Source organism: Iodobacter fluviatilis (assembly GCF_900451195.1).
GTDB classification, from domain to species: Bacteria; Pseudomonadota; Gammaproteobacteria; order Burkholderiales; family Chitinibacteraceae; genus Iodobacter; species Iodobacter fluviatilis.
On record NZ_UGHR01000001.1, the window covers coordinates 1,172,827 to 1,194,249 of the forward strand.

25 protein-coding genes and 1 pseudogene are annotated in these 21,423 nt (G+C 44.1%); 18 read left to right on the forward strand and 8 right to left on the reverse strand.

Going from position 1 to position 21,423, the window contains the following annotated elements:
- Nucleotides 1-98: 98 nt before the first annotated feature.
- The 8 genes from DYD62_RS05255 (at nt 99) to DYD62_RS05290 (ending at nt 4,635) form a co-directional block, all read left to right on the forward strand.
- On the forward strand, nt 99-1,073 hold the full coding sequence (locus tag DYD62_RS05255) for a ribonuclease H family protein (protein WP_115226380.1): 975 nt from the start codon (nt 99-101) through the stop codon (nt 1,071-1,073).
- A gap of 22 nt (nt 1,074-1,095) precedes the next feature.
- Nucleotides 1,096-1,767 (forward strand): hypothetical protein, encoded by a 672-nt coding sequence (locus DYD62_RS05260; RefSeq protein ID WP_115226381.1) that lies wholly within the window; start codon nt 1,096-1,098, stop codon nt 1,765-1,767.
- Between the two features lie 302 nt (nt 1,768-2,069).
- The gene (gene vapB, locus DYD62_RS05265) at nt 2,070-2,300 is read left to right on the forward strand and encodes a type II toxin-antitoxin system VapB family antitoxin (RefSeq protein WP_115226382.1); all 231 of its coding nucleotides are present in this window, start codon (nt 2,070-2,072) and stop codon (nt 2,298-2,300) included.
- Nucleotides 2,297-2,710 carry a type II toxin-antitoxin system VapC family toxin gene (locus tag DYD62_RS05270; protein ID WP_115226383.1) on the forward strand — a complete coding sequence of 138 codons (414 nt, stop codon included), beginning with the start codon at nt 2,297-2,299 and terminating at the stop codon, nt 2,708-2,710. Before vapB ends, DYD62_RS05270 begins: the two co-directional genes overlap by 4 nt.
- A 12-nt stretch (nt 2,711-2,722) precedes the next feature.
- Nucleotides 2,723-2,908, forward strand: a complete 186-nt coding sequence (locus tag DYD62_RS05275) for a hypothetical protein (protein WP_115226384.1) — start codon at nt 2,723-2,725, stop codon at nt 2,906-2,908.
- A gap of 198 nt (nt 2,909-3,106) precedes the next feature.
- Entirely contained in the window at nt 3,107-3,571 is a 465-nt protein-coding gene (locus DYD62_RS05280; protein WP_115226385.1) for a hypothetical protein, read from the forward strand.
- Nucleotides 3,572-3,597: 26 nt separating this feature from the next.
- On the forward strand, nt 3,598-3,873 hold the full coding sequence (locus DYD62_RS05285; RefSeq protein WP_115226386.1) for a ZW10 interactor: 276 nt from the start codon (nt 3,598-3,600) through the stop codon (nt 3,871-3,873).
- A 63-nt stretch (nt 3,874-3,936) separates the two neighbouring features.
- Nucleotides 3,937-4,635, forward strand: coding sequence for a competence protein CoiA (locus DYD62_RS05290; RefSeq protein ID WP_115226387.1), 699 nt, complete (start codon nt 3,937-3,939; stop codon nt 4,633-4,635).
- 449 nt (nt 4,636-5,084) lie between these two features.
- Here DYD62_RS05290 and DYD62_RS05295 read toward each other — a convergent pair whose 3' ends face one another.
- The gene (locus tag DYD62_RS05295; RefSeq protein ID WP_115226388.1) at nt 5,085-5,306 is read right to left on the reverse strand and encodes a helix-turn-helix domain-containing protein; all 222 of its coding nucleotides are present in this window, start codon (nt 5,304-5,306) and stop codon (nt 5,085-5,087) included.
- Nucleotides 5,307-5,588: 282 nt separating this feature from the next.
- On the opposite strand from DYD62_RS05295, the gene DYD62_RS05300 reads away from it, so the two are divergent.
- Nucleotides 5,589-6,596 (forward strand): hypothetical protein, encoded by a 1,008-nt coding sequence (locus DYD62_RS05300; protein ID WP_115226389.1) that lies wholly within the window; start codon nt 5,589-5,591, stop codon nt 6,594-6,596.
- A 535-nt stretch (nt 6,597-7,131) separates the two neighbouring features.
- Here the strand turns inward: DYD62_RS05300 and DYD62_RS05305 are convergent.
- Nucleotides 7,132-7,692, reverse strand: a complete 561-nt coding sequence (locus tag DYD62_RS05305) for a hypothetical protein (RefSeq protein ID WP_115226390.1) — start codon at nt 7,690-7,692, stop codon at nt 7,132-7,134.
- A 712-nt stretch (nt 7,693-8,404) separates the two neighbouring features.
- Between DYD62_RS05305 and DYD62_RS05310 the strand changes: the two genes are divergently transcribed.
- From DYD62_RS05310 to stbB, 6 genes and pseudogenes are all read left to right on the forward strand, one after another.
- A complete protein-coding gene (locus tag DYD62_RS05310) occupies nt 8,405-9,043 on the forward strand; it encodes a Cap15 family cyclic dinucleotide receptor domain-containing protein (protein WP_115226391.1) in 639 nt (212 codons plus the stop codon).
- A gap of 186 nt (nt 9,044-9,229) precedes the next feature.
- A complete protein-coding gene (locus tag DYD62_RS05315; RefSeq protein WP_115226392.1) occupies nt 9,230-10,975 on the forward strand; it encodes an anti-phage protein in 1,746 nt (581 codons plus the stop codon).
- A 270-nt stretch (nt 10,976-11,245) separates the two neighbouring features.
- Nucleotides 11,246-11,326, forward strand: coding sequence for a hypothetical protein (locus DYD62_RS24365; protein ID WP_373280366.1), 81 nt, complete (start codon nt 11,246-11,248; stop codon nt 11,324-11,326).
- A gap of 156 nt (nt 11,327-11,482) precedes the next feature.
- Nucleotides 11,483-11,836, forward strand: a pseudogene (locus DYD62_RS05325) (IS66 family transposase); the annotation flags it as partial.
- Between the two features lie 332 nt (nt 11,837-12,168).
- A complete protein-coding gene (locus DYD62_RS05330; RefSeq protein ID WP_115226394.1) occupies nt 12,169-12,624 on the forward strand; it encodes a hypothetical protein in 456 nt (151 codons plus the stop codon).
- A gap of 11 nt (nt 12,625-12,635) precedes the next feature.
- Nucleotides 12,636-13,355: a StbB family protein gene (gene stbB / locus DYD62_RS05335; RefSeq protein WP_115226395.1), complete on the forward strand. Its 720-nt coding sequence runs from the start codon at nt 12,636-12,638 to the stop codon at nt 13,353-13,355.
- A 160-nt stretch (nt 13,356-13,515) separates the two neighbouring features.
- On the opposite strand, the gene DYD62_RS23405 is transcribed toward stbB, so the two are convergent.
- The 3 genes from DYD62_RS23405 to DYD62_RS05345 all read right to left on the reverse strand — a co-directional run bounded on the left by DYD62_RS23405 (nt 13,516) and on the right by DYD62_RS05345 (nt 15,916).
- Nucleotides 13,516-13,707, reverse strand: a complete 192-nt coding sequence (locus DYD62_RS23405; protein WP_132038689.1) for a hypothetical protein — start codon at nt 13,705-13,707, stop codon at nt 13,516-13,518.
- Between the two features lie 235 nt (nt 13,708-13,942).
- Nucleotides 13,943-15,004, reverse strand: coding sequence for a DUF7146 domain-containing protein (locus DYD62_RS05340; protein ID WP_115226396.1), 1,062 nt, complete (start codon nt 15,002-15,004; stop codon nt 13,943-13,945).
- A 621-nt stretch (nt 15,005-15,625) separates the two neighbouring features.
- Entirely contained in the window at nt 15,626-15,916 is a 291-nt protein-coding gene (locus tag DYD62_RS05345; RefSeq protein ID WP_115226397.1) for a hypothetical protein, read from the reverse strand.
- A gap of 938 nt (nt 15,917-16,854) precedes the next feature.
- Between DYD62_RS05345 and DYD62_RS05350 the strand changes: the two genes are divergently transcribed.
- Nucleotides 16,855-18,129 (forward strand): DUF5623 domain-containing protein, encoded by a 1,275-nt coding sequence (locus tag DYD62_RS05350; RefSeq protein WP_115226398.1) that lies wholly within the window; start codon nt 16,855-16,857, stop codon nt 18,127-18,129.
- A gap of 249 nt (nt 18,130-18,378) precedes the next feature.
- Here DYD62_RS05350 and DYD62_RS05355 read toward each other — a convergent pair whose 3' ends face one another.
- The 3 genes from DYD62_RS05355 to DYD62_RS05365 all read right to left on the reverse strand — a co-directional run bounded on the left by DYD62_RS05355 (nt 18,379) and on the right by DYD62_RS05365 (nt 20,181).
- Nucleotides 18,379-18,618: a hypothetical protein gene (locus DYD62_RS05355; protein ID WP_115226399.1), complete on the reverse strand. Its 240-nt coding sequence runs from the start codon at nt 18,616-18,618 to the stop codon at nt 18,379-18,381.
- A gap of 526 nt (nt 18,619-19,144) precedes the next feature.
- On the reverse strand, nt 19,145-19,534 hold the full coding sequence (locus DYD62_RS05360) for a hypothetical protein (RefSeq protein ID WP_115226400.1): 390 nt from the start codon (nt 19,532-19,534) through the stop codon (nt 19,145-19,147).
- The gene (locus tag DYD62_RS05365; protein WP_115226401.1) at nt 19,531-20,181 is read right to left on the reverse strand and encodes a nucleotide-binding protein; all 651 of its coding nucleotides are present in this window, start codon (nt 20,179-20,181) and stop codon (nt 19,531-19,533) included. The genes DYD62_RS05360 and DYD62_RS05365 overlap by 4 nt, the downstream gene beginning before the upstream one ends.
- 144 nt (nt 20,182-20,325) lie before the next feature.
- Between DYD62_RS05365 and DYD62_RS24370 the strand changes: the two genes are divergently transcribed.
- Both DYD62_RS24370 and DYD62_RS05375 read left to right on the forward strand, forming a co-directional pair.
- Nucleotides 20,326-20,634 carry a WGR domain-containing protein gene (locus DYD62_RS24370; RefSeq protein ID WP_115226402.1) on the forward strand — a complete coding sequence of 103 codons (309 nt, stop codon included), beginning with the start codon at nt 20,326-20,328 and terminating at the stop codon, nt 20,632-20,634.
- Nucleotides 20,635-20,788: 154 nt separating this feature from the next.
- Nucleotides 20,789-21,406 (forward strand): hypothetical protein, encoded by a 618-nt coding sequence (locus DYD62_RS05375; protein ID WP_132038690.1) that lies wholly within the window; start codon nt 20,789-20,791, stop codon nt 21,404-21,406.
- Nucleotides 21,407-21,423: the final 17 nt, after the last annotated feature.

A 21,423-nucleotide genomic window follows, 5' to 3' on the forward strand; every position in this document is an offset into this window, starting at 1 on the left:
ATAAATTATCTATTTTGTAATAAATTATGATTTTTAGTATTGTTGTGTTTTGGAAGTTAGATATAGTGTTCTTATCTGTGTGAAGAAAGAGAAAGAATATGATTAATCAAGAAAGAAGTATTTTTATTACAACAACGACTAAGCCGTCACGCTCAACTGAAGTTGCGCCTGATTTTGATGATGTAACGATAATGCCGAAATTAAAATCAAACCGCCCATTTGGTCGCCCTTTACATAGGAACCTACTTGGTAAGCTCCGCTCGGTAAAAAATAATGCGGTGGTTGTTGCTGCAAAAGAAAACTCAAACTATCCATTAGTAGAGTCCTTTCATTTGGCATGGTGTGATGGTGGTGCTCCTGATCGGTTACAAATTGGTGGGTATATTTGCTCTTCTAATAAAAATATATTAGTAATGTATTCAGATCTGGCTGAAGGTAGTAATAGTGTTGATGCTGAAATAAATTCAGTATTGCGTGTTATGGCTCTAGCAGCTGATATGGGGATAAGAAAGTTAATCATTCACACTGATGCATTGGCCGTTGTGAAGTTTATGTCAGGCGGAGTCCCTTATTATAAAAAGGACGGGGCAGAAAAGACGCTTAGTTTGAGTTTGAATGAAACTGTAGAGAAAAGAAATTACCTATTAGAAAGCTTTGACTATTTATATGTAGTGAAGGTTGAAAGAAGTTTAAATGAATTAGCTGATGCATTATGCAAGCGAATGCAATCAGTCCCCCTTCGGCTGATCTCTATGCGCATTGCTGAGTATGGTACTTATTGGAAAGCTGTTAATCAAGGGACAGTGATTTCTAGGTCACCTGCCGCTTTAAATAATCTGGATATATTGATTCCTTTGTGTAATGGCACAGAATTAAATCGACTACGAATGATTTTAGATGGTTGGAGCAATACAAATTTTTCGAAACGAATTGTTAATGCGACTTTGATGGGATTTAACCCTATTTCGAATGCATTAGCTGAATCATCAAAAGCTGAAAGAAGGGTTGTGAACCTTGCTCAGCGATTAGTGCCACCTACACCTGTTTATAAAGCGATATCGACTGCTGCATAAGCAAGGGTTCAAGGATCCAGATATGAAATTATCCATTACAACTCAGAAGATTTTAGATCAATTCGGTTTGGTAATTGGCTTGGGTGGACAAACTGAAATTGTGGATTTTTATCTTGCAGGGGAGTGTTATGTCCATCATTCATCAATGCCTACAGCCTTAGCTGGTTTTACTATGGTTTCACCTGAATTTGCTCAGGGACGTTTCCCAAAAGTAAGTTTTATCGATTTTATTCAGAAGCGCCCAGCTATGGATGAAAGGGAAATTCTTGCTTTTGCAGCGGTGTGTGGGATTGAAGTATCACCACCGTTTTGGGGCAATCCAGCGCCATTTGCAAAGCATCTTTGGGATGTCATTGCACGATACCAGCTGGACGTATTTTTTGAGCGAGTGGAAGGTGATTCTAGGCTTGGTGATCACTATTGCATGCGCCCACGGGGGTTTAATTGGACCGACCCTGATCAGCCCGAGCTGCCCAATGTGCTATCCCAATGGCGTGCTGAGTTTCGTTTGTTGTCTCTTACTAAACAATTGATGGTGGCCACGATCTTACAGCTATATAGGCAAGGTCCTGATCATTATTGGATGGTTCGCGTTCCGAAAAAATGGCATGCGTGTGAAGGTATTAATGAGCTCAAAAAAAGTGATGCACTAGGTGATTGGGCCAGATTGTATGCACTTTATCCTGGGTGGTGATTGGCATTAAGAGGGCAAGAAAAAGATAAGTTTTAAATTTAGGGTATTCGGAAAATTTGATTGGCAATCAAGTATTGCCTAATACCACTTTCCTATGTTGTGAAGCAGGCCGCCATTGGCGGCTTTCTTTTTGCCTAATTTTGGCGTGCCGTCACTGAATAGAAGCTAAATAGAGTTTGCACGGAACGATGGCAGAGACATACGAAAGCAAAGTGACCTATCAAAACATAGGGCTTGCATATGCCTATAAAAAGGCGTAACTTGCATATGTTGAACATATGTTAAATTAAGCAGGGGGCTTTATGCGAACAGTTTCAGTATTCAAAAATGGCACGAATCAAGCGGTTCGTTTTCCTAAAGACATGGAGTATGACGGGGTTTCCGAATTGGAAATTGTCAGGCTAGGGGATATTACTACGCTCCGGCCAGTGCGCCCTAGCTGGGAATCATTTGCTGATTTACCCAAAGCAGATGATGATTTCTTGCAAGACCGCACACCGATCATTGCTGACGAAGGCAGGTTTGTTCTGTGATTACGTACATGCTTGATACCTGCATTTGTTCATTCATTATGCGTGAGCGCCCTGAATCCGTTTTACGCCGACTGGCAAACGAAGTAGCCCAGCAAAATCGGATCGTCATTTCTGCGATCACCTATGCAGAAATGCGCTACGGCCAGATTGGCAAAAAGGCGTCACCCAAGCATACCGTGCTGGTCGATGAATTCATTCGCCGAATTGACGGTATCTTGCCTTGGGATATGGCAGCTGTGGATGCCACGGTGGAAATAAAACGACAGCTCATAGCTGCAGGTACACCGATTGGCGAAAACGACACAGCCATTGCAGGCCACACTATCGCTAGTCGGTGTGTATTGGTTACTAATAATGTCCGAGAATTTAGCCGCGTTCCAGCGCTAAATTTGGAAGACTGGTGCCACTAAGGAAAGGACGCCATGACTCGCGAAGAAGCTCAAATTGGTGCGGATTTATTAAAAAAGCTGGAGGTCTATGAAACATCAGGACCTGCTGAACTTCGTCGAGCTTACCATGCCGGTGAGCACGACAAAGTATTAAACATGGCATTGGAACTGATGCAGCGATTAGCTGAAAAATCTGCGGCAGAGTTGTCAGCGTTGTAGGACAAAGAAAGGCCGCTTGATGCCCAATAACTAATTCAGAAAAGCTGAAAGGATAAACGGAATGTCGGACTAAACCATAATGGACTTTGCCGATAGTTTGAAAATGATATTGCTCATTCGATCCGCAACCAAAAAGCGAATGCAGTAAAAAAACTACGGGCGTTACGCTCGATAAACAACTAATTCGGATAAGTCGCGATGAGTGAGAAAGACACGCTGATTACGTTTCAGCTCCGAGTATTTGACAGAAAAAAAACATTGACTTCAAAAATGATTGCTCTTGCAGTTCTGTTGATTGCGTCAGGAGCACAAGCCGCGGGTTTGGAACCGTGGCATGGCAAGGTTCTGCAAATCAAGGTCCGGCATGGTGGGGCAGATTGGGTAGCCCGTGATGTACGCAGCCTTGTCCATGCTTCATCTGAAAACGGCAATGTCCAACGTGCGTTTGTTGATGTCGAGTACGTTTCTTCGACAAAACGCAAGATCACGCTAACGTGCGCGGGAAAGACGCTCGCGGAGGAAACGGTTAAACCCGATTTTACTGGTGTTTTGGCTGGTACTTGTTATGGGGTGCAAGAGCAAGTTTTTCTTGTTACGCCAAACAAGGTACGCCACCCCAAGCCGGGAACGCTTGAGGATTTGCTTTTGGCAGGAAAAAAATAACCCACGGAAAAGAGGAAAGAAAATTTATGATTGATGCTTTTCAAACAAACCACGCTGCAGCCCTTGATCGTTTAGCTGCAGAAACAACCACGTCAGAGATCCAAGAAAAACTGGCTTCAATTGAAGTAACCGCTGAGTTGAAACAACTATTAAATGACATTAGTGAATTGCGTTCCTTAGCAATTCGCTCTGATGATCCTCGCGAAGCTCAACGGGCTCGCGCTCAGTTGACTGAAGCTCATTCAGCATTAGTGAATTATTTGAGCCGTGCAATCGAACGAGTTGAATCTGCCTGTATTTAGTTTTACAAGGAAACGATAGTTTTACGCTACATGTAGCGTGAGGCTACTGATAGGAAAAAAACCATGACACAGAGTGCTTGGACCAGAGACGGACTACCTGTAAATGCAGCTACATATTTAAGTGTCGACTGGGAGATATTGAAGCAAGCTGCACAGCTCGGTGATTTTGTAATGCCTTGTTGCAAGGCTCCGGCAGTCCTTAAGACAAGCATCAATGGACTACCTTTTTTTGCCCATTTATCGGATGAGTGCGCTACCGCACCCGAGACGATATGGCATCGGTCTGGCAAAACAGCCGTGCTGGCCGCCTTAAACGAACTTGGTATTGAGGGTAGTGATGAAGTACAGGGTCAATCATCGAACGGTGACAAGTGGAAGGCCGATGTTCTCTTCTCGGTCGGCGGCCGCACTATTGCGATCGAACTGCAACGCTCCTATCAGCACCTTCGTGACTTTACTCTCCGTCAGGACCGCTATAAGGATTCATCAGTTGAGTGCTATTGGTTAGTTCGCCAGGAGACGTTCATCACCTTGGGAAAGGCCACCTCGCGGCAGCTTATAACTCGTGAATTCGACAACGTGATGCCACCTCAGGGTATTGGCACCGGCATGCCACCAAATCTGCCAGTAGCAATGCTGAATACCGAAGGCGAGCAGCTAGTCCACTTCGGACTACTAAAATCAGCAACAGTGCAGGCATGGCTGGCGGGTATTCTAAACAACAACTACCAATACCGGGACGGTTCCTGGAATCTCGGTTGAACTGTCCATCGCCTACCTTGGCATCCTAGCAGTTATCGGAACGAACGAAATAGTAAAGTATCGGTTTGTATGGCGAAAAATATTCTCTGTATATCTTACCTGTGCATGGGTAGACACTGAGCTTGAAGCCGCCGAAGGCAAAATAGGGAAGATAATAATGTTTTCTACCATTGTATTGAGGCTATTTAAGTTGCGTCGTTTTTCTTTTTGGTTTCGGGTTTTTTCTGTGTAGCTTCGTTATGGCATCGAAAACTGGAATAAGTATTCTAGGATTTTTTATATTTCTTCTGAGTGTGGCTTTTACTTATATTGCTGTCCGTATATGGCTTAAGTAACAAGAGCCAAAGATGGCGAGAAAGATGCTGAACAGTTAAACTCGGCTTAAAAAACGAACCAATTTGCAAAGGAAAGATTGCTGAAGTTTTAGAAAGTATGAAATAAACGAGCACTTACCCTTGATTGGTCGTTACAACGCGCAATTGAAGCCCAACCTGTTGCATGACATGTGCGACTTTATCAAATTGGCAAGTAGGCTTTCCAGCCTCAATTTCGCCAATAATTCGATTGCCTACATTAGCCTGAATAGCCAACGCTTGTTGGCTCAGGCCCATCTCATTCCTTTTGGCTCGTAGAATTTTACCCACATCTTTGAGGGACGTAATATTGCTCATTATGTTACCGCTCGGTACTGAATATTGTGATTGTGCCATGGATTTAATACGAAGCAAAAAATATTCTATCGGCATGGTGTGGTATTTTTGGCAATCATTACCGAGCGGTATTGATTGTGGCGAATGAATGACGTACTCTTAATGAAGTCGGAGTAAAAATTCAAATGAGATGCAAATTAAAAACTTACTTGGTTTTCTTTGAATTTTTGCAATGTAATGGCTTGAGGTTTAAACCAATTTAGTTAAAACTAATCTAATCAAAAAAACGAAGTGAGGATGAGTATGTTTGAGGCAATTAAGCAGGGAATGAGTGATCGAGCTTTGCAAGAATCTCAGCTAGATGCCGAGCTTGCTCTGTCGAAGCTTAGATTGGCCAACAGTACAAAAGACGCACTTCAAGCAGAAGTAGAATCAACTCATTTAATGTTTTTGGAGCTTGCTGAGAAAAACAAAGAATTGCAGAGTTATATTGTGCGTCTTGAGTCAATTAATGCGCATGATCGTAAAACAATAAATACGCTAAGAGATAGTTTAGTTATATCAGAGAGTTTTATGAATGGTCAGCAAAAGGCATTATTGCAAGCGACAGGTGATGTGGCGCAATTATTAAGTATTGACCCAAATGCGGTCGCTGGAAGATATAAGCTAGCTGTAATTGATTCGGTACGGTCCGACATGGAAGATGGGGTTTTTTCTTCAGGAGATGAGGGGAAAACGCCAACACATTGGAGGGTGGGAGCCTCTTTAGAAGAGAAAATTAATTTCAGAATGCAACAACGAATTGAGTTCAAAAACCTAGTTAATATTGAAGGTTTGACAACAGCAGAAGCAGAAAATAAGCTCAGAAAAAAATATGGCATGGAACTCGAAATGGTAAATAATATTTATTACTGGCTTGATTGGAATCCAAGTTTATTAGCCGATGTTGCACCAGCTAATGATATCGCTGCATATCAAGCTTTGGATAAATTGATAGTAAAAGCTGTTAATATTAAAAGTGACCTTATTTCAGCAGGAACACCATTGCTGAGCGAGCAAGGTTCGCTTACTCAACGAGCAGATGGCTCATATGGGCTTAAACAAGAAGATGGGAAAAGCAAATTAGTGGGACTTCATCCATTAATTCAAGATAGTAAGCCCCAGTGGAATTGGACGTCTGCTGGCAGAACTGTTGGTTGGAAAGCTGAAAAATATCGGGCAACAGTTCAAGGTCTCGGAGTGTATCTTAGCAATCAATTCGGTGTAGATATAACAGCTGATAATGTAGTTAAACCAAATTTTAAAAAATGATAAACAAATAGATCTTATTCAACACCACCGACCCAGTGAGTTACAGCAAGCATTTATTTAGTTTGAATATATTCTAAAAATAAAAGAGGCCACTAAAATTTAAGTGGCCTCTTTGTTTTAGTGCTTCAGATGAAACTATTAATATTACTGGTTTTGGTCTGCCTGATTTTATTGTGCAGCTATTATCCCCAAATTTTGCTTTCTATTTATGGGTTTTAGGGATGTTGTGTACTTTATTTTTTGTGCTTGTTCTTCAAGCACTGTTATTGACAGCCAAACGCAAATTGCTTGCGCATGGTATTTCGCTGGAAGTAATCACAGAGTTGTAAAATTGAATTAGGAAAATGCGTCAATGGTATTACCCAAAACTCGGCCATCAATCAAAGCGCTCTAATCCCCGAAAAGACAAGCTCTAAATTTATCACCGCAAAATGCGCATATCTAGTTTGCAATACCTAGCAGCCTACTGCATTTTTTTAACGTCAATAGGCGGCCAGGTTGATCTACTTAAGTGATTATCTGCCGGTGTCTATGCTCAATGTAACGGTTTAGTTCCATCTTCAGCTTCTGCCAATATGACTGCATGACTGTGTAGTAAGGCTATAAAAGCTGTTTTTGTGAGGCCTGCTTCTTTAGCAAAACTCTGAACTCCTGCTAAACCAGCAGTTGTTAGTAGTGTGGGTGAAAGGCCGTTGTCTTGCGCTTGCAATGTTTCGCAAATTAAATCAGCCGTCATGTTCATTTCTTCGTGCCTGCCGTCTATTGGACGGATGCTCGAGAGATCCAGCTTGGCCGTGGATTTTTCTAATCTTAGAGTGCCATCTTCCATTTTTAACTGAAGCATCTCCCCCGGTTCGCTGCCGAGGCTTTCCAGTTGATCATTCATTGATTCCACTTGTACGTACATTTTTTGCAAAAAAGCATACAAGGTATCTTTGTTGGCGTGCTTATCTTTAAATGTTTTGATCACGCCTGCCAATGCACTAGATGGCATTGGTATCGGTGCGGCTTTGATAAACGCCTTAGCTACTAAAGTAAAGTACTCCTGCTCGCTGTATTGATCAGAACTTGGAAGATTCGATAGTTCAAATTCCATAAAAACTCTGTGATGCTGAAAATAGGCATGCATTGTAAGGTGTAAATCTAGGCAATACGAATAAATAGACTATGTGTGCAGATTCTTATCAATTTATCCACCCGTTCTTATCGGATGTCACCACCCGCGCTTTCGCATTTACCCTGTGGACTTGAGAGGCAACTCCCTGCCCATTTCCGACACTCGGTGAGCCTCTTCATTAATGGTAGATAAGCATTCGGAAGCGGTCGCTAAGCTATCCATGCTGAGCGTCATCCTTGCTGTGGTTGAACAAAATAGTTCTGAACTAATCAATGTAGCAGTTGCTGATATACACTGTTTTGGTGTACATCAAAACGATGTATATCAAGCTTGATTTGAAACGTATCCCATTGATTCTGCTTGTGATCTTAAAATTATTTTGTTGTGAGATTCATTATCTTGACCCAACAACTTCAATAAATCGGCGGAATTAGTTTATAACTGCATTGTCAATTTCTACGACTTTATTGTTTATTTTAAAACTATTTTGTTGCCCACTCTTGCGGCTTTAACAGAGGCTCCAGTGGTTGCTTTACACAAAATTTCTGACCTCCCTTTACTGGGCGCATCTTTCCGCTTGAAATGTGGATCAAGCGTTGGAATTCACAATTATTCACAAAGTAACTATTGACTTATACAAAGCCCTCCCCATTTATGTCAATCAATAACCACATCATTCGAATCCAAACTCATGGTCGCCCCACAAGAACACGAATATTCAGTAATGGGAGGAGCAAATCGGGCTAATGTCGGTCGGCTCCTGAGCTTTGCAGCAAGCGCCATCTCTGGCGCATTAGTATTCGCGTTACTGTCCGCCGTTGATCTTGCAAAGAAGTTTGGCTGGAATGTTAATGTGCCGCCGACCATGCTATCTCTGGTGGGAGCCGGGGCAGTTTTCGGCTTACTCTACTGGGTGCTGAATAAGTGGGCATGGAAGTGGCCTGGCATAGGTCTGGCGCTGAAGGTCCCCGACATCTCCGGTACTTGGGACTGTGTTGGAAAGACGTTCGAAAGCGACGGTTCTATGAGGTACGACTGGCAAGCCGAAGTCACAATCGTCCAGTCGTGGGACAAGTTACGCATTCGCCTTGTCACCAAGACGTCAGGCTCCAGCAGCATCTCAGCTGCTGTCGCCCACGACAGCATCGACGGATTCGTGCTTCTCTATCACTATCGGAATGACCCCAAGGCCGGAGCCACAGGCTTGGCATCGCACATGGGCTGCTCCGTTATGACTATCGCCAAGGATCTTAAGTCGGCGAAAGGTGAATACTTCAATGGCTATAGCCGGATGACTTTCGGTACGATGAACTGGACAAGGAAAAATTAATGGCTTCCGATATCGATTCCCGCCTTTTGCAATAAAACATTGACGATATAGTGGCTGAACACTTTTGAAATAAGTAAGTAGTCCATGATAATCAGGCGAAGAATGCTCTGGAGAGTATGGTGAGCCGCACCATAAACAATCATCCGCTGCAAGGATAATCCGGTCGGCGAACAAGTGGAGATACGAATGGTCGGTCGCGTCATCAACCTTTTTATGTGGGAATACCAAGAGAGCTACCGAATACAAATTCGATCACTGGCTCGAGATGTCCTTGAGGTATTGGGAGCTCCAGCGGAGGCTGAGGTGCTTATTGTCGGAGCACGTAGCCCCAATAGCATGAACCCGAATCCGGTGTGTGTAGAGCCGGAAAATGGGAAGTGGCATCTTTCACTCTTTGATGGTTTGCTCGATTCGGTCGAATCTACTTATCGCAACCACGACTCGCAAAACATTTTTTACAGCGACGGGCCAAGTATGCGCGACAAGCCGGAGTGGATACGCCGAGATTCAGTGCGCACGTCGGTTGGCAAGGCTCTCAGATCTTTCGATTCTGAGAACGATGTGACATCGTTCTGTGGCGAAACGAGGAAGATTGGTGATTACTATGTCGTCCCGGTCGTGCAAATTCCCAGTGCTATCTTCTTGCAGTTTCCTCCATTGCATTCCAAGCCTATCAAGAAGGGACAGTTTGGAAAGGGATATCGAAGCCTGATCCACGCGGCAATGGCTGCAGCTCTTTGTGAGGCAACCGAGGAGCTACAAAATCCAGATCCGGGGCGCTTTACTCATCGCAGCATGAGAAGCGCAGAGGAAGTCGTTCGCATTGCAGCGAAGGACTTTATGCATACGCCGGGGCTATCGATCGAACAACGGTACACCCATACTGATCTTTTTGATGTACTAAACCTCGTCTCCTCTCTCATGTACGAGGGTGCGAAAGGCGTAGGCCATCTCATACTCGTCGATCCTGAGAACGATGCCATCGATTTCATGGTTAAGTTTGCTGAGCCAGTGACTTTTCGTGCGCCGCGATGGGTTCGGAAAGTGCTACAGATGGCGACGACAGGTGTTGGAATCATCGCAGATAGTCGTAGTATCTACGGACTTGGGCAACTTAAGGATTCGCATGACTCCAGCGCACAAGATGCGTTCACTGTAGCCTTCATTGATCACTATCACTGGGAGTTGTGCTGTGGTAATCAAGTGCTGCTTCGCTGTCACTATGCAGTGCCAAAACTTCCGCAGGAACCCTTCGATAAGGCGGCCTTCCTCGCAAACTATGTTCGACTGTTTCCTCAGACGTCACAGGAAAATGGATTGCGGCTGTGGAACCTGCTTCTGGCCCAAGTTCGCCAGGAACACGGCAGTATGATTGTCGTCGCGGAAGACGCGGCCAGCGAAGCACACCGGCTCAGAAAGCAAGGAACCAGTATCGTGCCAACCTTACTCTCTGAATCGTTGCTCCGGAGTGTCAGCGGAATCGATGGCACCATACTGCTCGATCCTTCTGGTTTGTGCCACGCTATCGGGATCATTCTCGACGGGGAAGCGACCGATCAATGCACTCCTTCACGTGGATCGCGATACAACTCTGGCGTCCGCTACGTGCAGACGGACAATCATCGAAGGTTAGCCATTGTCGTGTCGGATGATCGCACGATTGATATTATTCCTAGACTCAGACGATTGATTAGTCGCACTCGGATCGAGCAGCATGTCACAGGGTTGGAAGCTGCTACACTAGAGAACTATCACGACTCTCGAAACTGGTTGGACAACCATCGCTTCTATGTCAATGCCGAGCAATGTGCTCGGATCAACAGAGCGATTGAGAGACTGAATGCTCTTCCGAGGGAGATAGGGTTGATCTACTTTGGAACTGAAAGATTTGAAGTTCATCCAGAGATGAACGAGAGCTATCTTACTGTCTGATGGAACCTGCGGAATTCGCATTGCCGATTCGCACCCAGATCCAGAAAGGCAAAACTCACATTCAAATCGAATGGCTAATGAACTGTGCTGCAGCATGTGGCCAGTGGCTATAGGGCTGGTTGCAATGATCCAGCCCGAGTAAATCTTTTTGCTCGTTACCCCTGTCAATATGAGCTGGATTATCGAACGCCTGTCATTACTGGTGCAGCAGACACTCGGCCGCTCGCCGCCTGTGGTTTTGCCAATCGAAGTTATTCACGGCTAAAGTTGTTGATCTGGGATGCCAATGGCGTCTGGCTATGTCAGCGGAGTTTATATGCCGGGCGATTTCATTGGCTAATACCCCTGTGAATTAACCTATACGATGCCAAAGGAACAATGGGATTGGTTGATTATTGGTGTGGATTGGCAACGATTGTACGCGACAATCCGGTGGCGGCAGAAGCCTTGCAACACATTGCACGCCTGTACGCTATCGAATAACAGGCCAAAGATCAAACCGCAGACCAACGCGCGCAAAGTTGCGCCCTAAACAATCAGTCCGAACTGCAATTTTTGCACGACCGGCTGCTGAAATTGTATCCGAAAATTGCCAATGGTGGTTGCTTGGCCAAAGCTATCGACTACACGCTACGCCGTTGGCCAGCACTGATTCATTATATAGAAATGGGTGATCTGCCGATTGACAACAGTCCCATCGAGAACGCCATTAGACCCATTGCGAGTGGCAACAAGAATTGGTTATTTGCCGGTAGCGAACGTGCAGGTAAACGCAGCTGCTGCGATCCAAAGTTTGTTGGCCACCGCCAAGCTCAATGGCTCAAGGCTATCTTGGAAAAACTGCTTACCTTGGCCCAATAGCAGGATTAATGAATTACTGCCGCAGTGTGGCTAATCCAAATCGACGCTATTGACCAGGTGCTCACGCCGGACGCATACGGACCAGTTTGGTCATGCTCTGATTTGTCAGTGGCCGCAGCGTCTTCAGTAAAGCAGTCATGAGCTTGGGCGGTACTGCCATCTTTCTAAACCATAAAGACATAACTTTTGCATCTGTAGATTGGCCTCATATACCTTTCTAAATATATATACGTAGTAAATACGTAGTATTTTTAGGAAACTTGCGCCAGAAAAAAATACGTGTAGTATGATTCTACGTATCAAATACGTAGTAATAAAAATGGAGTACTTGTGTGAAATCCACAAATTTTGGGGTTGGCAAATCGGGAATGGAGGATCAGTACTCTAAGTTCAAGAGTATGTACCCTGTTATTGAAAAGCGATTGCTGGCGGGGGAGTCATCAAAAGTAGTACTTGAGTTTATCCGTGAAGAAATACCTCTTTTTTCAGCGAGAACGTTTACAACTTATCTCTCTCGGTGTCGGCATTTAAAGCGTGCCCCGGTAGCCATTGCAGAGGCTGCCCGAGCATGGCATGAGAGTAGGGGGGTGACAGTTCTCCCAAGCGTGGCGCATGTGGCAGAGACAGTTGTATCTAATGCGTCAGCCCAACCCGGTGTTGAGATTAAGCAAGGGGGGGAGGTTGTTCCTAGCAATGTCAATGTAGTCATGCCTTATGAGTTTGCACCAGAACCAATTAATCACGACGAAATGATTAAAAAATTTCGTCAAAGTAAAAAAACTAAATAAAGGATTTGTTTATGAAAAAAGATATCAAGTTATGCATTTTGAATTACAGTGGCAATGTAGGTAAATCAACACTGGCACAGCACATGTTTATGCCTCGTATGCCTAATGCTCAATATTTCTCAGTTGAAAGCATTAATTCATCAGATCAAATTGACAGTATTGAAGTTGAGCAGTTACGGGGCAGGCAATTTAATGTTTTGCATGAAGAGCTATTAGGACTTGATTCTGCTGTTGTTGATGTGGGCTCTTCTAATGTTGAGCTTTTCTTGCAGTTAATGGCTCAGAACGTTGACTCGCATAGTGAGTTTGACCTTTTTATTCTGCCGACAGTTTCAGAAGATAAACAGCAAAAAGACACCATCGAAACAATCAGGTTACTGAATAAGCTGGGCGTTCCTGCTAAAAAAATTCGCGTATTATTTAATCGTGTGGAAATAGATAGCGATACAGACGCTGAGTTTGAAACAATATTAAGTTATAAATTCGTTACTAAATCATTTCAGACTCCATCCCGTGGTGTTGTCTATGAAAACCCCGCTTTCCAGCGTGTTGGATCAACTGGAAAAACATTAAATGAAATCGTAAATGATACGACAGATTATCGCGCAAAGTTACGAGCCAGTACCGATGAAAATGAAAAAGATTTTTGTAAAAAGATGATTACAATTCGTGGGATGGCTATTAGCGCAAATGCAAATATGAATGAAGCATTTGAAGCAATTACTTCATAAAAGTATCTTTTATATCATAAAAAACCCTCGATCAGCTTTGTGCTGTCGAGGGTTTTTATTGTCTTAGGTGTTATGTTGACCTCTTGATGGAAGAGGGCATATTCACCAACAGGCAAATATGCCCTGTTGGGAAGATGAAATATTAATTAGTCAAAAATGATTATGGTGTAATTTTCATATCCACTGAAACTATTTCAGGATACTCAATTTTTGCAATTTCATTTTTAGTGAGTGGGCGAGAAAAATCCCAACCAGAAACAGATCCAATTCTAATTTCGCCAAATCCGTCCTTTATTCCCTCAACAGGGAATAAAGGACGTGATGAAAGATAAATTGTTATTGCTTGAGTCATTAATCTGCTCTTAACGTTTATCCGGGCGTTTACTGTAAATTTTGTGTAGCTCTCGTTGACGCTCTTCCTCGAGATAACTCATTAAGCTCATATGATCATGACTTTTCTGTGGGCTCTGTGGGCTCTGTTGGCGTTGTGAGAGACTTTGGTTGGGCTGATTGTTCATTTATTACCTCTATGTAAGAGCATATTGAGTTGAGAATAAAGGAGGTGTGAAATCAATTCTTGGCAATAGTTACGCAGCAATTTTGTTTTGCTGGCTATATTGCCCTGTTTGCCAAACGTCATCGAAATCTAAACCTGGTGTTTGCGGTAAAAATAAACGAACTTTTTTACCTTGGTCACGATAAGTTTGAGCAGCTTTTATGGCCGCATCTTTTCCTGGGTTATTACTATTTGTGCAGGGGAAGTCGCTATCACCAAATACCCATACTTCGGTGGTATGACTTGGGAGGATGACGGATCCCAGCATTGCGTCAGACATGGTTGCCCATGCTGGCCGCTGTGTTAATGCTGCTGCACCTAGCGATGTTTCAATGCCCGTCGCAAGAACTAAGGGACCACTATCGGGTTTAAAAAGCTGTATTGAGCAGCCTTTCATTGAACCACCGATCGGAGGCATTGATTTTTTTTGGCATGGGACTGGGGCTTTTTTTCCTTCGGGTGTGAGCCATAATCTATGGAGACTTATGATTTCGCCTTGGGTGTTGACTACTTTGGCGATCATTGCTGGATAGGTGCCCAACTTAACAAACTGGGAGCCTTGCTTTTCCCAATAAGCCAAAGAAGGATGGAAAAGAAAGTCGCACTTATCTGCAACCCCTTCATAGCCTCGCGCTTTTAAGTACCGGCCTACTGGATCATTTTTCTCAAACGGAAAAGAGGACTTTAGGATCTTCTGGATCTTTTCAGCTGCATCTTGTTTCTCTTTTAATTGAGTTGAATAAGAAATGGATCTTTTCAATTCAGTGCGGTAACTATTGCATTGAATTGTTTTTTCGACTTCAACCAGTGCTTCATGAAAGCTCCAGCCATATGATTCCATGAGTAAATTAAAGCCGTTACCACTTTGACTGTGGCCGCCTGCTTTACGACAAAACCAATCCCCATTCTCATTTCTATCATGAAATTGAAAACGATCTGTTCCTTTGCACACAGGGCAAGCTGTATTAGAACCAGACAAATATTTTTTATCAATGCCCAAGCGATCAAGGATAAATAACCAATGTCCGTTGGCTAGGGATATGGTATTTTTTATCCGTTCTTTATACATTTCTATTGAACTATCGTTACCCATTTGCTTCTCCTAATATTTAATAAAAAATTAATAGGTCAATAAGCAAGACCAAAATTGGATAAGATGTTTATAAAAACGGGAGGGAAATAAATAGAAATCACGATGTTTCCTCTTGAATAGTTAAGAGAGAACATCAGCCCGAAACGGGAGGATGTTCCCGTTGGGATTGAAGTGATGAAGGTAATTATAAAACTGGATATGACTGAGCAAAAAAGCTCCTACTGCGTTTCTTCCGACGTTCAGGTCGCGTCCCCAATTGGGCAAAGGAAGAATTAATTTTCCTAAATAAAGTTTATTGCCTTACTTAGGAAAATCCAGTGTTGTTTCATTATTGTTAGGGAACAACACTGGATCGTTTTTAATGAGTACTTTTTAGCCAGTTCAAGCAAGTTAGCACATCTACACCTGCATCACGGGCTTGGGTTGCAGCATCAAAAATGCCAAATTTTTTACACCACGCATTAAAGTCTTTGGCATTACTAATTGTTGCCTTTGTCTTCTTTTGTAGTGTTGTTGCCTCGCATGTGTTCATATTGTCTACTCCTGGTTGGTAGGTTGCACGCCTATGTTGTTGGTTAACATAGGGGTGCAACCTACCGAAGTAGGTTGCGAGTTTAATTGCTAAGAATTAACGGTTTTACGTTTTGAATTCCTAGAAATATTTATATTATCATCATAATTATCTCGATGATTTGTACCATTAATTGAGCGTGTTTCTTTATAAAAAAATGCGTAATAAATGCCGAAAAATGATGTGGCCGCTATTACCAAAAATCCAAAAGAAGATGCTATTAGTAAAATAAATCCTAGTTTATATTTTCCTCTTAATAACGGCCATATAAATGGTAGTAAAAATACTGATGCCCATTTTAATAAACCTAAAAGGAGTTGTTTCTTTTGATCAGGGTTCATGAAGTCACCTTTGGTTGGGGCTACAAGGCCTTTTGAATGCCTCTAAATGCATAGCGGCAGGTTTTCAGTGCACGCATGAAGCGGACGCTGGAATTGATGGCCAGACTGCGAGAACAAGGTTCTCAGCAGCCTGGCAGATGCTCTCATGACGACACGCAAAAAAAATCACCGGGAGATTAGTGCAATCCAGGTGTTGTTTAATGCGCAATGTGCGATGAGAGTGGGTTTCGTGGCCGCAGGCGGTCTTAAGCGAAACAGGACGTGCCAAAGCCATCCAAGTGCATTAAAAATGCGTGGGGGATGGTCTTACTTGGGTAGAGGGGAGTGCCGAGGTAAAGCGGCAAGGATCACGGTGAAATCACACATCTGTACCAAAGATGTCGAACTTGCATAAAGCACAAGATTTTGAATAGGGACTACAGGGAGTCCTTGCTGTGTGTCTATCCGTGGCCAGCTCGCACGTCGTATAAAGCGATAAAGATAGGGCATGAGTCATTACATTAGCTTGAGCCGATGTGGGCTGTCAAGTAGTGCTTATTTAGCAATCAATGACTAAAATTTACTGCGTATGATTCTTTTATGCCTACTTCTTGCATTAGAAGAAAGGGCCACGTTTGTTGTTGTGCCGCCACCTCATTGGCTATCTTGGCCAGCGCCTCATATGCTGTCTAAGAATCACGATGTAAACTGGTCTTTATACCTTTGGTTGTATCTGAAAGTTACAAATACTGCCTTTGCATAGGCGTTTTTCGTCCTGCCTGCGGCAGTTGACTCCGCCCGATGAAGCTGCTAATTTCTGCTTGCGCTTGACACAAGCCCGATACCGTCTTCCGAAGCTCCTAGAGCAGTGTTTGTAACGTATTTTGGCCGATACTTCTATCCCGGCCTATAGCGGTGGCGACGGTAACACTGCGGACTAGGCCGATAGGATTGAACGTATGAATATCGCCAGCATTCGACCGTCTACTCTTGACGGCATAAAGCAGCTCGCCAAAAAAATCAGCTGCGAGCAGAAAATCTCCCATACCATTGCTCTCGATGTGGCCAGCCGACAGGCTGGCTATGAGAACTTTGTGCATGCTCGAAGACAGGTCAAACGACCACTTTTTCCTGTATATCTGACTGTACACTGGCACATGCCACGTCGCGACCCAGGTGAACTGCGTGCAGGCCGTGAGATGTGGCGCATCGACCTCAACCGGCCCCTTCCGGAAATTGTTGCCAAACATCGTGTCGCCTATTGTCGGGGTCTGCATGGTTTCCGCATGGAATATAACGATCACCTGGAACACCGCTTAGATGTCATAGGGCAGGATGCGGCCAGAGATTTGCTGTTAACCGCTGCACGCGGCCTGCGCTTCATTGAGGCCACTGGCTTGCAGCCGGTTACTACTCAGAAGCAACGTGATCGACTCAGCCTAATTACCAACATACCTGGGCGCGATCATCAATCGCAATGGTTCGATCCGCTTACCGGCTTCGGCCTGGTGCTCGATGAACCGTATGCCCCAGCCCTGCGTAACGTCGCTGGGGAGCGACAAGGCTGGCTTGAGTACAATAACTTGCTCGAAAAAGCACCTGACTGGCAGGGCATCTACTTTCCGGGCGAGTGTTTGCCACGTCTGATTGGTGATAACGCCGAACTGTTGCAGCGTATCTCAACGATCTTGGCGAGCGTTGCTCCCGTTCCCGTTCCGGAATCATGGCCACATGAGACTGCTCCATACAACGACTATTTTATTAGTCCGAATCGCCAGGCTGATGCGAGGCCACGTCGCCCTCGCCCCGGGCCATCTTGGCGAGAGTACAAAGGTGCCGTGCCATATGGCGGTACTGCTGGCATTCCTTCTGAATGGCGCCCTAAGAAAGCAATGCCGTTTGAGCTACATCAGCAGCTCAGCCCCCTAATGCAAGCGCTCAGTGGCGGTTTCATGTATCGGGTCGGTACGAAGTTGACACGCGCCCATTCCAAGTTGGATGAATGGGTGATTCGGGAGCATAAGCATGAGCATCCTGATGCGGTCTACAGCGTGTACTATGGCCCGCAGAGATCACCCGTCTGCCAAACGGATGCTGAGCGTCTGGAGGTCCTGTTAAAAGCCCGCATCATCATTGAGCGTGGCTACGACGATTGCAAACCACGGCGCATGTTGCTTGACGCTCTGGATGCTGGCATCTCCGAAGTAGCAAAGCTACTGAACCAGAATCAGTAATTCTGGAGCATTATGACTAGAGCCAGTTCTTTACTATGAACTGGCTGTTTTGTTTCTATTGCGAGGCGCATATTTTAAGATACCCCTGCTCCAATCAAATCTTCAGGAATAATGTATCAACACATTCGTTTGACGAGCCATGAGCATGAAAGCCAACGGACAAAGAAAAACCGCTGATGGATTTCTCCAAATCAGCGGTTTTGGTTGTTTTACAAGGAATAATTAGACTTCAAGTCTTTTTTTCTTGTCTCAGTGATGTTGTTCCGGGTTTAACTCAGTAGGTAAGCCAAGTAGTTGCCGAGCAACAACTTCAGGGGTGACTCCTTGCTGATGCAATTCCTCAAGCTTGCTTTTATTCATCATGGTTATACCATCTGCATCGCTGTTGTCCATTGCTCCGATTTCTTCAATTTGGTTGACAACATCGCCGCGCCAAAATTCAAAGCTGGAAATATGAGTGCTATGTGGCAAATTCCGATTGTTTTCCATTAAATTACTCCTATTAAACGCGGAGTATCCCCAAGCGGGGATACATTCCCGCTTGGGTTAAAAAAACACCTAAATGCGTAGGTCTGGTTTCCAGTGCTCACGTGACGCGGGCACTGGAATTGATGGCTAGGCAGCGAGAACAAGGTTCTCGGCAGACTGGCTGATGCTCTCATGACGACACGCAAAAAAATCGCCAGGAGATTAGTGCAATCCGGGTGATGTTTAATGCGCAATGTGCGATGAGAGTGGATTTCGTGGTCGCAGGCGGTCTTAAGCAAAACAGGACGTGCCAAAGCCATCCAAGTGCATTAAAAATGCGTGGGGATGGTCTTACATGGGTAGAAGGGAGTGCCGAGGTAAAGCTGCAAGAATCAGGTTGAAATCACACATCTGTACCAAAGATGTCGAACTTGCAGAAAGCGCAAGATTTTGAGTAGGGACTATAGGGAGTCCTTGCTGTGTGTCTATCCGTGGCCAGCTCGCACGTCATAAAGCGATAATGATAGGGTATGAGCCACAACCTTAGTTAAAGTGCTTGTGAATTGTCAATAGAATCTTTTGGGAGAAGCTCATCTGCGTCAATTCCGTGTATTTTTTTGAAAGCTTGTCTTAAATATGCGTCAAGTAGCATTCTGAACAATGCAGTGCGATCGGCAATCCCTACTTTTTTTCCGAGATGAAAATCCAACATAGCTTGCTGCCTTGGTGTGACGCGCAGCGGCAGTGTTTTAGTGAAATTTTTGTGGCTTAACTGAGCAAAAAAATCATAATCGGTTTGGATTTGAGTTTGAACTACTGCTTGATCGGCAGCATCGCTCACCAGCTGCTGAATGAGTTGTAGGCAGACAGGGATATTTTCCTCAGAAGACGCTTTAGTTTCTGGGCCTAATTCAATAATTTCTTTGCCGGTGTTCATGACGGGAATGCCTCTGCATAGAATCCCTCAAACTCTGTTAGCGCTTTGTTATCCTTCCCTTTGTACTCAGTGATCCCTAGTCCCTCAGCAGATGCACGACGAAAAGCAATGCGATCACCTATTTTTGAAGTGAGCAGCGGCAGTTGCAGGTTTACGGATGAAAATAGGTCACGAGCTTCGTCGATATCGCGGCTACTGGGATTAGTGCTCACTAAGTTAAGGAAGGCGCGAGCCTTTAATAGTGGATTGATCTTTTGTGCTTCCTCAAGCAGCGTGGCCATGCGCTTGACCACCCAGAGATCAAACTGGCTGGAGCGGAAAGGAACCAGTAGCAATTGGCACTGTGTTAGGGCTAGGCGAAACTCCTCTGTCTCAGAGCCGCCTGCATCGATTACTACATCATCGTAATGCCGTGCTAGCTGCTGTATATGGCCACTCACTCCAGTCCCAAATTTTGGCCCCCCTACAATCTCTGCCTTACCAGGGTGCTTCTCTGATCGTGCGGTGCACCACATGTCTGCATTAAGTAGCGTCGATGTATCTATTAAAAAAACTGAACGCCCAATGCTTGCCCGTTTCACCGCAATGTTTGTCGCATGAGTGGTTGTCCCAACGCCTCCTTTTAAATTCCCGATCAAGATATTCATTTGGCACTTTCCCTATAATTTTCAATATTTTTTAGTAGACATAAGATACACGCAACTATATTGATTTTACATAAAATTTTAGTGTGTAACATACAAATATTATTGTTGGGAGTTATTGGCGTTTTCTTTTATAGGAGCGTGGGAATGGCAAAGAAGCTAAGTGAAGAGCATCAGCAGCTTTTGGATCAACTGCAGAGCGCCCGATGTATCGAGTGGCACAGCATTGATCCTTCGAGAAACAGATTCCGTTTTTATATTATTGAGTGCTTACCTGCGGATCTCTTTGGCATGCTAGAGCTCACGATCAGAAATGGACGAATTGGGCATGTGTCTGCAAATAAGCCTCGATGCCTTGTTGTTGTGGAGTCCGTTCAGGAACAGGTTACTGCCATGAGAAAAGAGTGTGCTCGTCGGCTAAAGCATGGATATATGCCTGTGATTGTTCACCAGTGAGCGTGTCTTTGTTCGTGAGAAGTTAGAGCGCAGCCCTGAATAATTAAATTATCGAAATCAGCGTTGTTTGGCTGTTTTTAGCTTGTTTCATTTACAAGGTCAGATATGATTTATTTCATCTTATTTGATTTAAGCAAATAGCCTAAACTGCAAAATGGAAAATATAAAAACCTCGTCTTTAAGCCCGGAGGGGATATTTCGGAAATGGCGTAATGCACATTGGCCACCGAAGGGCATGCGATCGTATCCAGATTTGCCGCTGTATATTGGAACTCATGAGCAAGTCGCTGAGTTTTCTCAAACTATGGGAGAAGTGTTATTAGGTTTATCTTCACATATAGAAGATACGTGCAGAGGGAAAATTCCACGTTGGTTAGACGTACCTAAAGTTTCATTTGATGTGTTGCGGGTTAATTTAACTCAAACAATCGCTAAAGCATCGAAACAATTTGCAGATACAGATCAATTAGTGAAGCGATGTGGTCGATTTGATGCAAATACGCTGCAATTGATTAATGCCAAGTTACTTGAAAACCCTTTTTTGTCTATTGTTGCTCACCGTCCTTTTCATGATGTGCGAGCGTATGTATTTAGCTCTAATTCTGAACCGGATCGATTGCATTTTTTGCAATGTGGATTAGTTTTGGCATGTGCTCAGCCGGATGATTTATTGATCCAAGATCAGCGTAATATTTATCGAAAACGACGTAAGGATGCATATGGTGATTCTCTTGGTACAAGTGATACAGGTTGGTCTATTTACTTGAAATAAATATAATGTTTTTTAGT

What these genes read in the sequence shown, in the direction of transcription:
- DYD62_RS05255 (WP_115226380.1), top strand. Translation starts at nt 99, where the DNA reads ATGATTAATCAAGAAAGAAGTATTTTTATTACAACAACGACTAAGCCG.
- DYD62_RS05260 (WP_115226381.1), top strand. Translation starts at nt 1,096, where the DNA reads ATGAAATTATCCATTACAACTCAGAAGATTTTAGATCAATTCGGTTTG.
- vapB (WP_115226382.1), top strand. Translation starts at nt 2,070, where the DNA reads ATGCGAACAGTTTCAGTATTCAAAAATGGCACGAATCAAGCGGTTCGT.
- DYD62_RS05275 (WP_115226384.1), top strand. Translation starts at nt 2,723, where the DNA reads ATGACTCGCGAAGAAGCTCAAATTGGTGCGGATTTATTAAAAAAGCTG.
- DYD62_RS05280 (WP_115226385.1), top strand. Translation starts at nt 3,107, where the DNA reads ATGAGTGAGAAAGACACGCTGATTACGTTTCAGCTCCGAGTATTTGAC.
- DYD62_RS05285 (WP_115226386.1), top strand. Translation starts at nt 3,598, where the DNA reads ATGATTGATGCTTTTCAAACAAACCACGCTGCAGCCCTTGATCGTTTA.
- DYD62_RS05290 (WP_115226387.1), top strand. Translation starts at nt 3,937, where the DNA reads ATGACACAGAGTGCTTGGACCAGAGACGGACTACCTGTAAATGCAGCT.
- DYD62_RS05295 (WP_115226388.1), bottom strand. Translation starts at nt 5,306, where the DNA reads ATGAGCAATATTACGTCCCTCAAAGATGTGGGTAAAATTCTACGAGCC.
- DYD62_RS05300 (WP_115226389.1), top strand. Translation starts at nt 5,589, where the DNA reads ATGTTTGAGGCAATTAAGCAGGGAATGAGTGATCGAGCTTTGCAAGAA.
- DYD62_RS05305 (WP_115226390.1), bottom strand. Translation starts at nt 7,692, where the DNA reads ATGGAATTTGAACTATCGAATCTTCCAAGTTCTGATCAATACAGCGAG.
- DYD62_RS05310 (WP_115226391.1), top strand. Translation starts at nt 8,405, where the DNA reads ATGGTCGCCCCACAAGAACACGAATATTCAGTAATGGGAGGAGCAAAT.
- DYD62_RS05315 (WP_115226392.1), top strand. Translation starts at nt 9,230, where the DNA reads ATGGTCGGTCGCGTCATCAACCTTTTTATGTGGGAATACCAAGAGAGC.
- stbB (WP_115226395.1), top strand. Translation starts at nt 12,636, where the DNA reads ATGAAAAAAGATATCAAGTTATGCATTTTGAATTACAGTGGCAATGTA.
- DYD62_RS23405 (WP_132038689.1), bottom strand. Translation starts at nt 13,707, where the DNA reads ATGACTCAAGCAATAACAATTTATCTTTCATCACGTCCTTTATTCCCT.
- DYD62_RS05340 (WP_115226396.1), bottom strand. Translation starts at nt 15,004, where the DNA reads ATGGGTAACGATAGTTCAATAGAAATGTATAAAGAACGGATAAAAAAT.
- DYD62_RS05345 (WP_115226397.1), bottom strand. Translation starts at nt 15,916, where the DNA reads ATGAACCCTGATCAAAAGAAACAACTCCTTTTAGGTTTATTAAAATGG.
- DYD62_RS05350 (WP_115226398.1), top strand. Translation starts at nt 16,855, where the DNA reads ATGAATATCGCCAGCATTCGACCGTCTACTCTTGACGGCATAAAGCAG.
- DYD62_RS05355 (WP_115226399.1), bottom strand. Translation starts at nt 18,618, where the DNA reads ATGGAAAACAATCGGAATTTGCCACATAGCACTCATATTTCCAGCTTT.
- DYD62_RS05360 (WP_115226400.1), bottom strand. Translation starts at nt 19,534, where the DNA reads ATGAACACCGGCAAAGAAATTATTGAATTAGGCCCAGAAACTAAAGCG.
- DYD62_RS05365 (WP_115226401.1), bottom strand. Translation starts at nt 20,181, where the DNA reads ATGAATATCTTGATCGGGAATTTAAAAGGAGGCGTTGGGACAACCACT.
- DYD62_RS24370 (WP_115226402.1), top strand. Translation starts at nt 20,326, where the DNA reads ATGGCAAAGAAGCTAAGTGAAGAGCATCAGCAGCTTTTGGATCAACTG.
- DYD62_RS05375 (WP_132038690.1), top strand. Translation starts at nt 20,789, where the DNA reads ATGGAAAATATAAAAACCTCGTCTTTAAGCCCGGAGGGGATATTTCGG.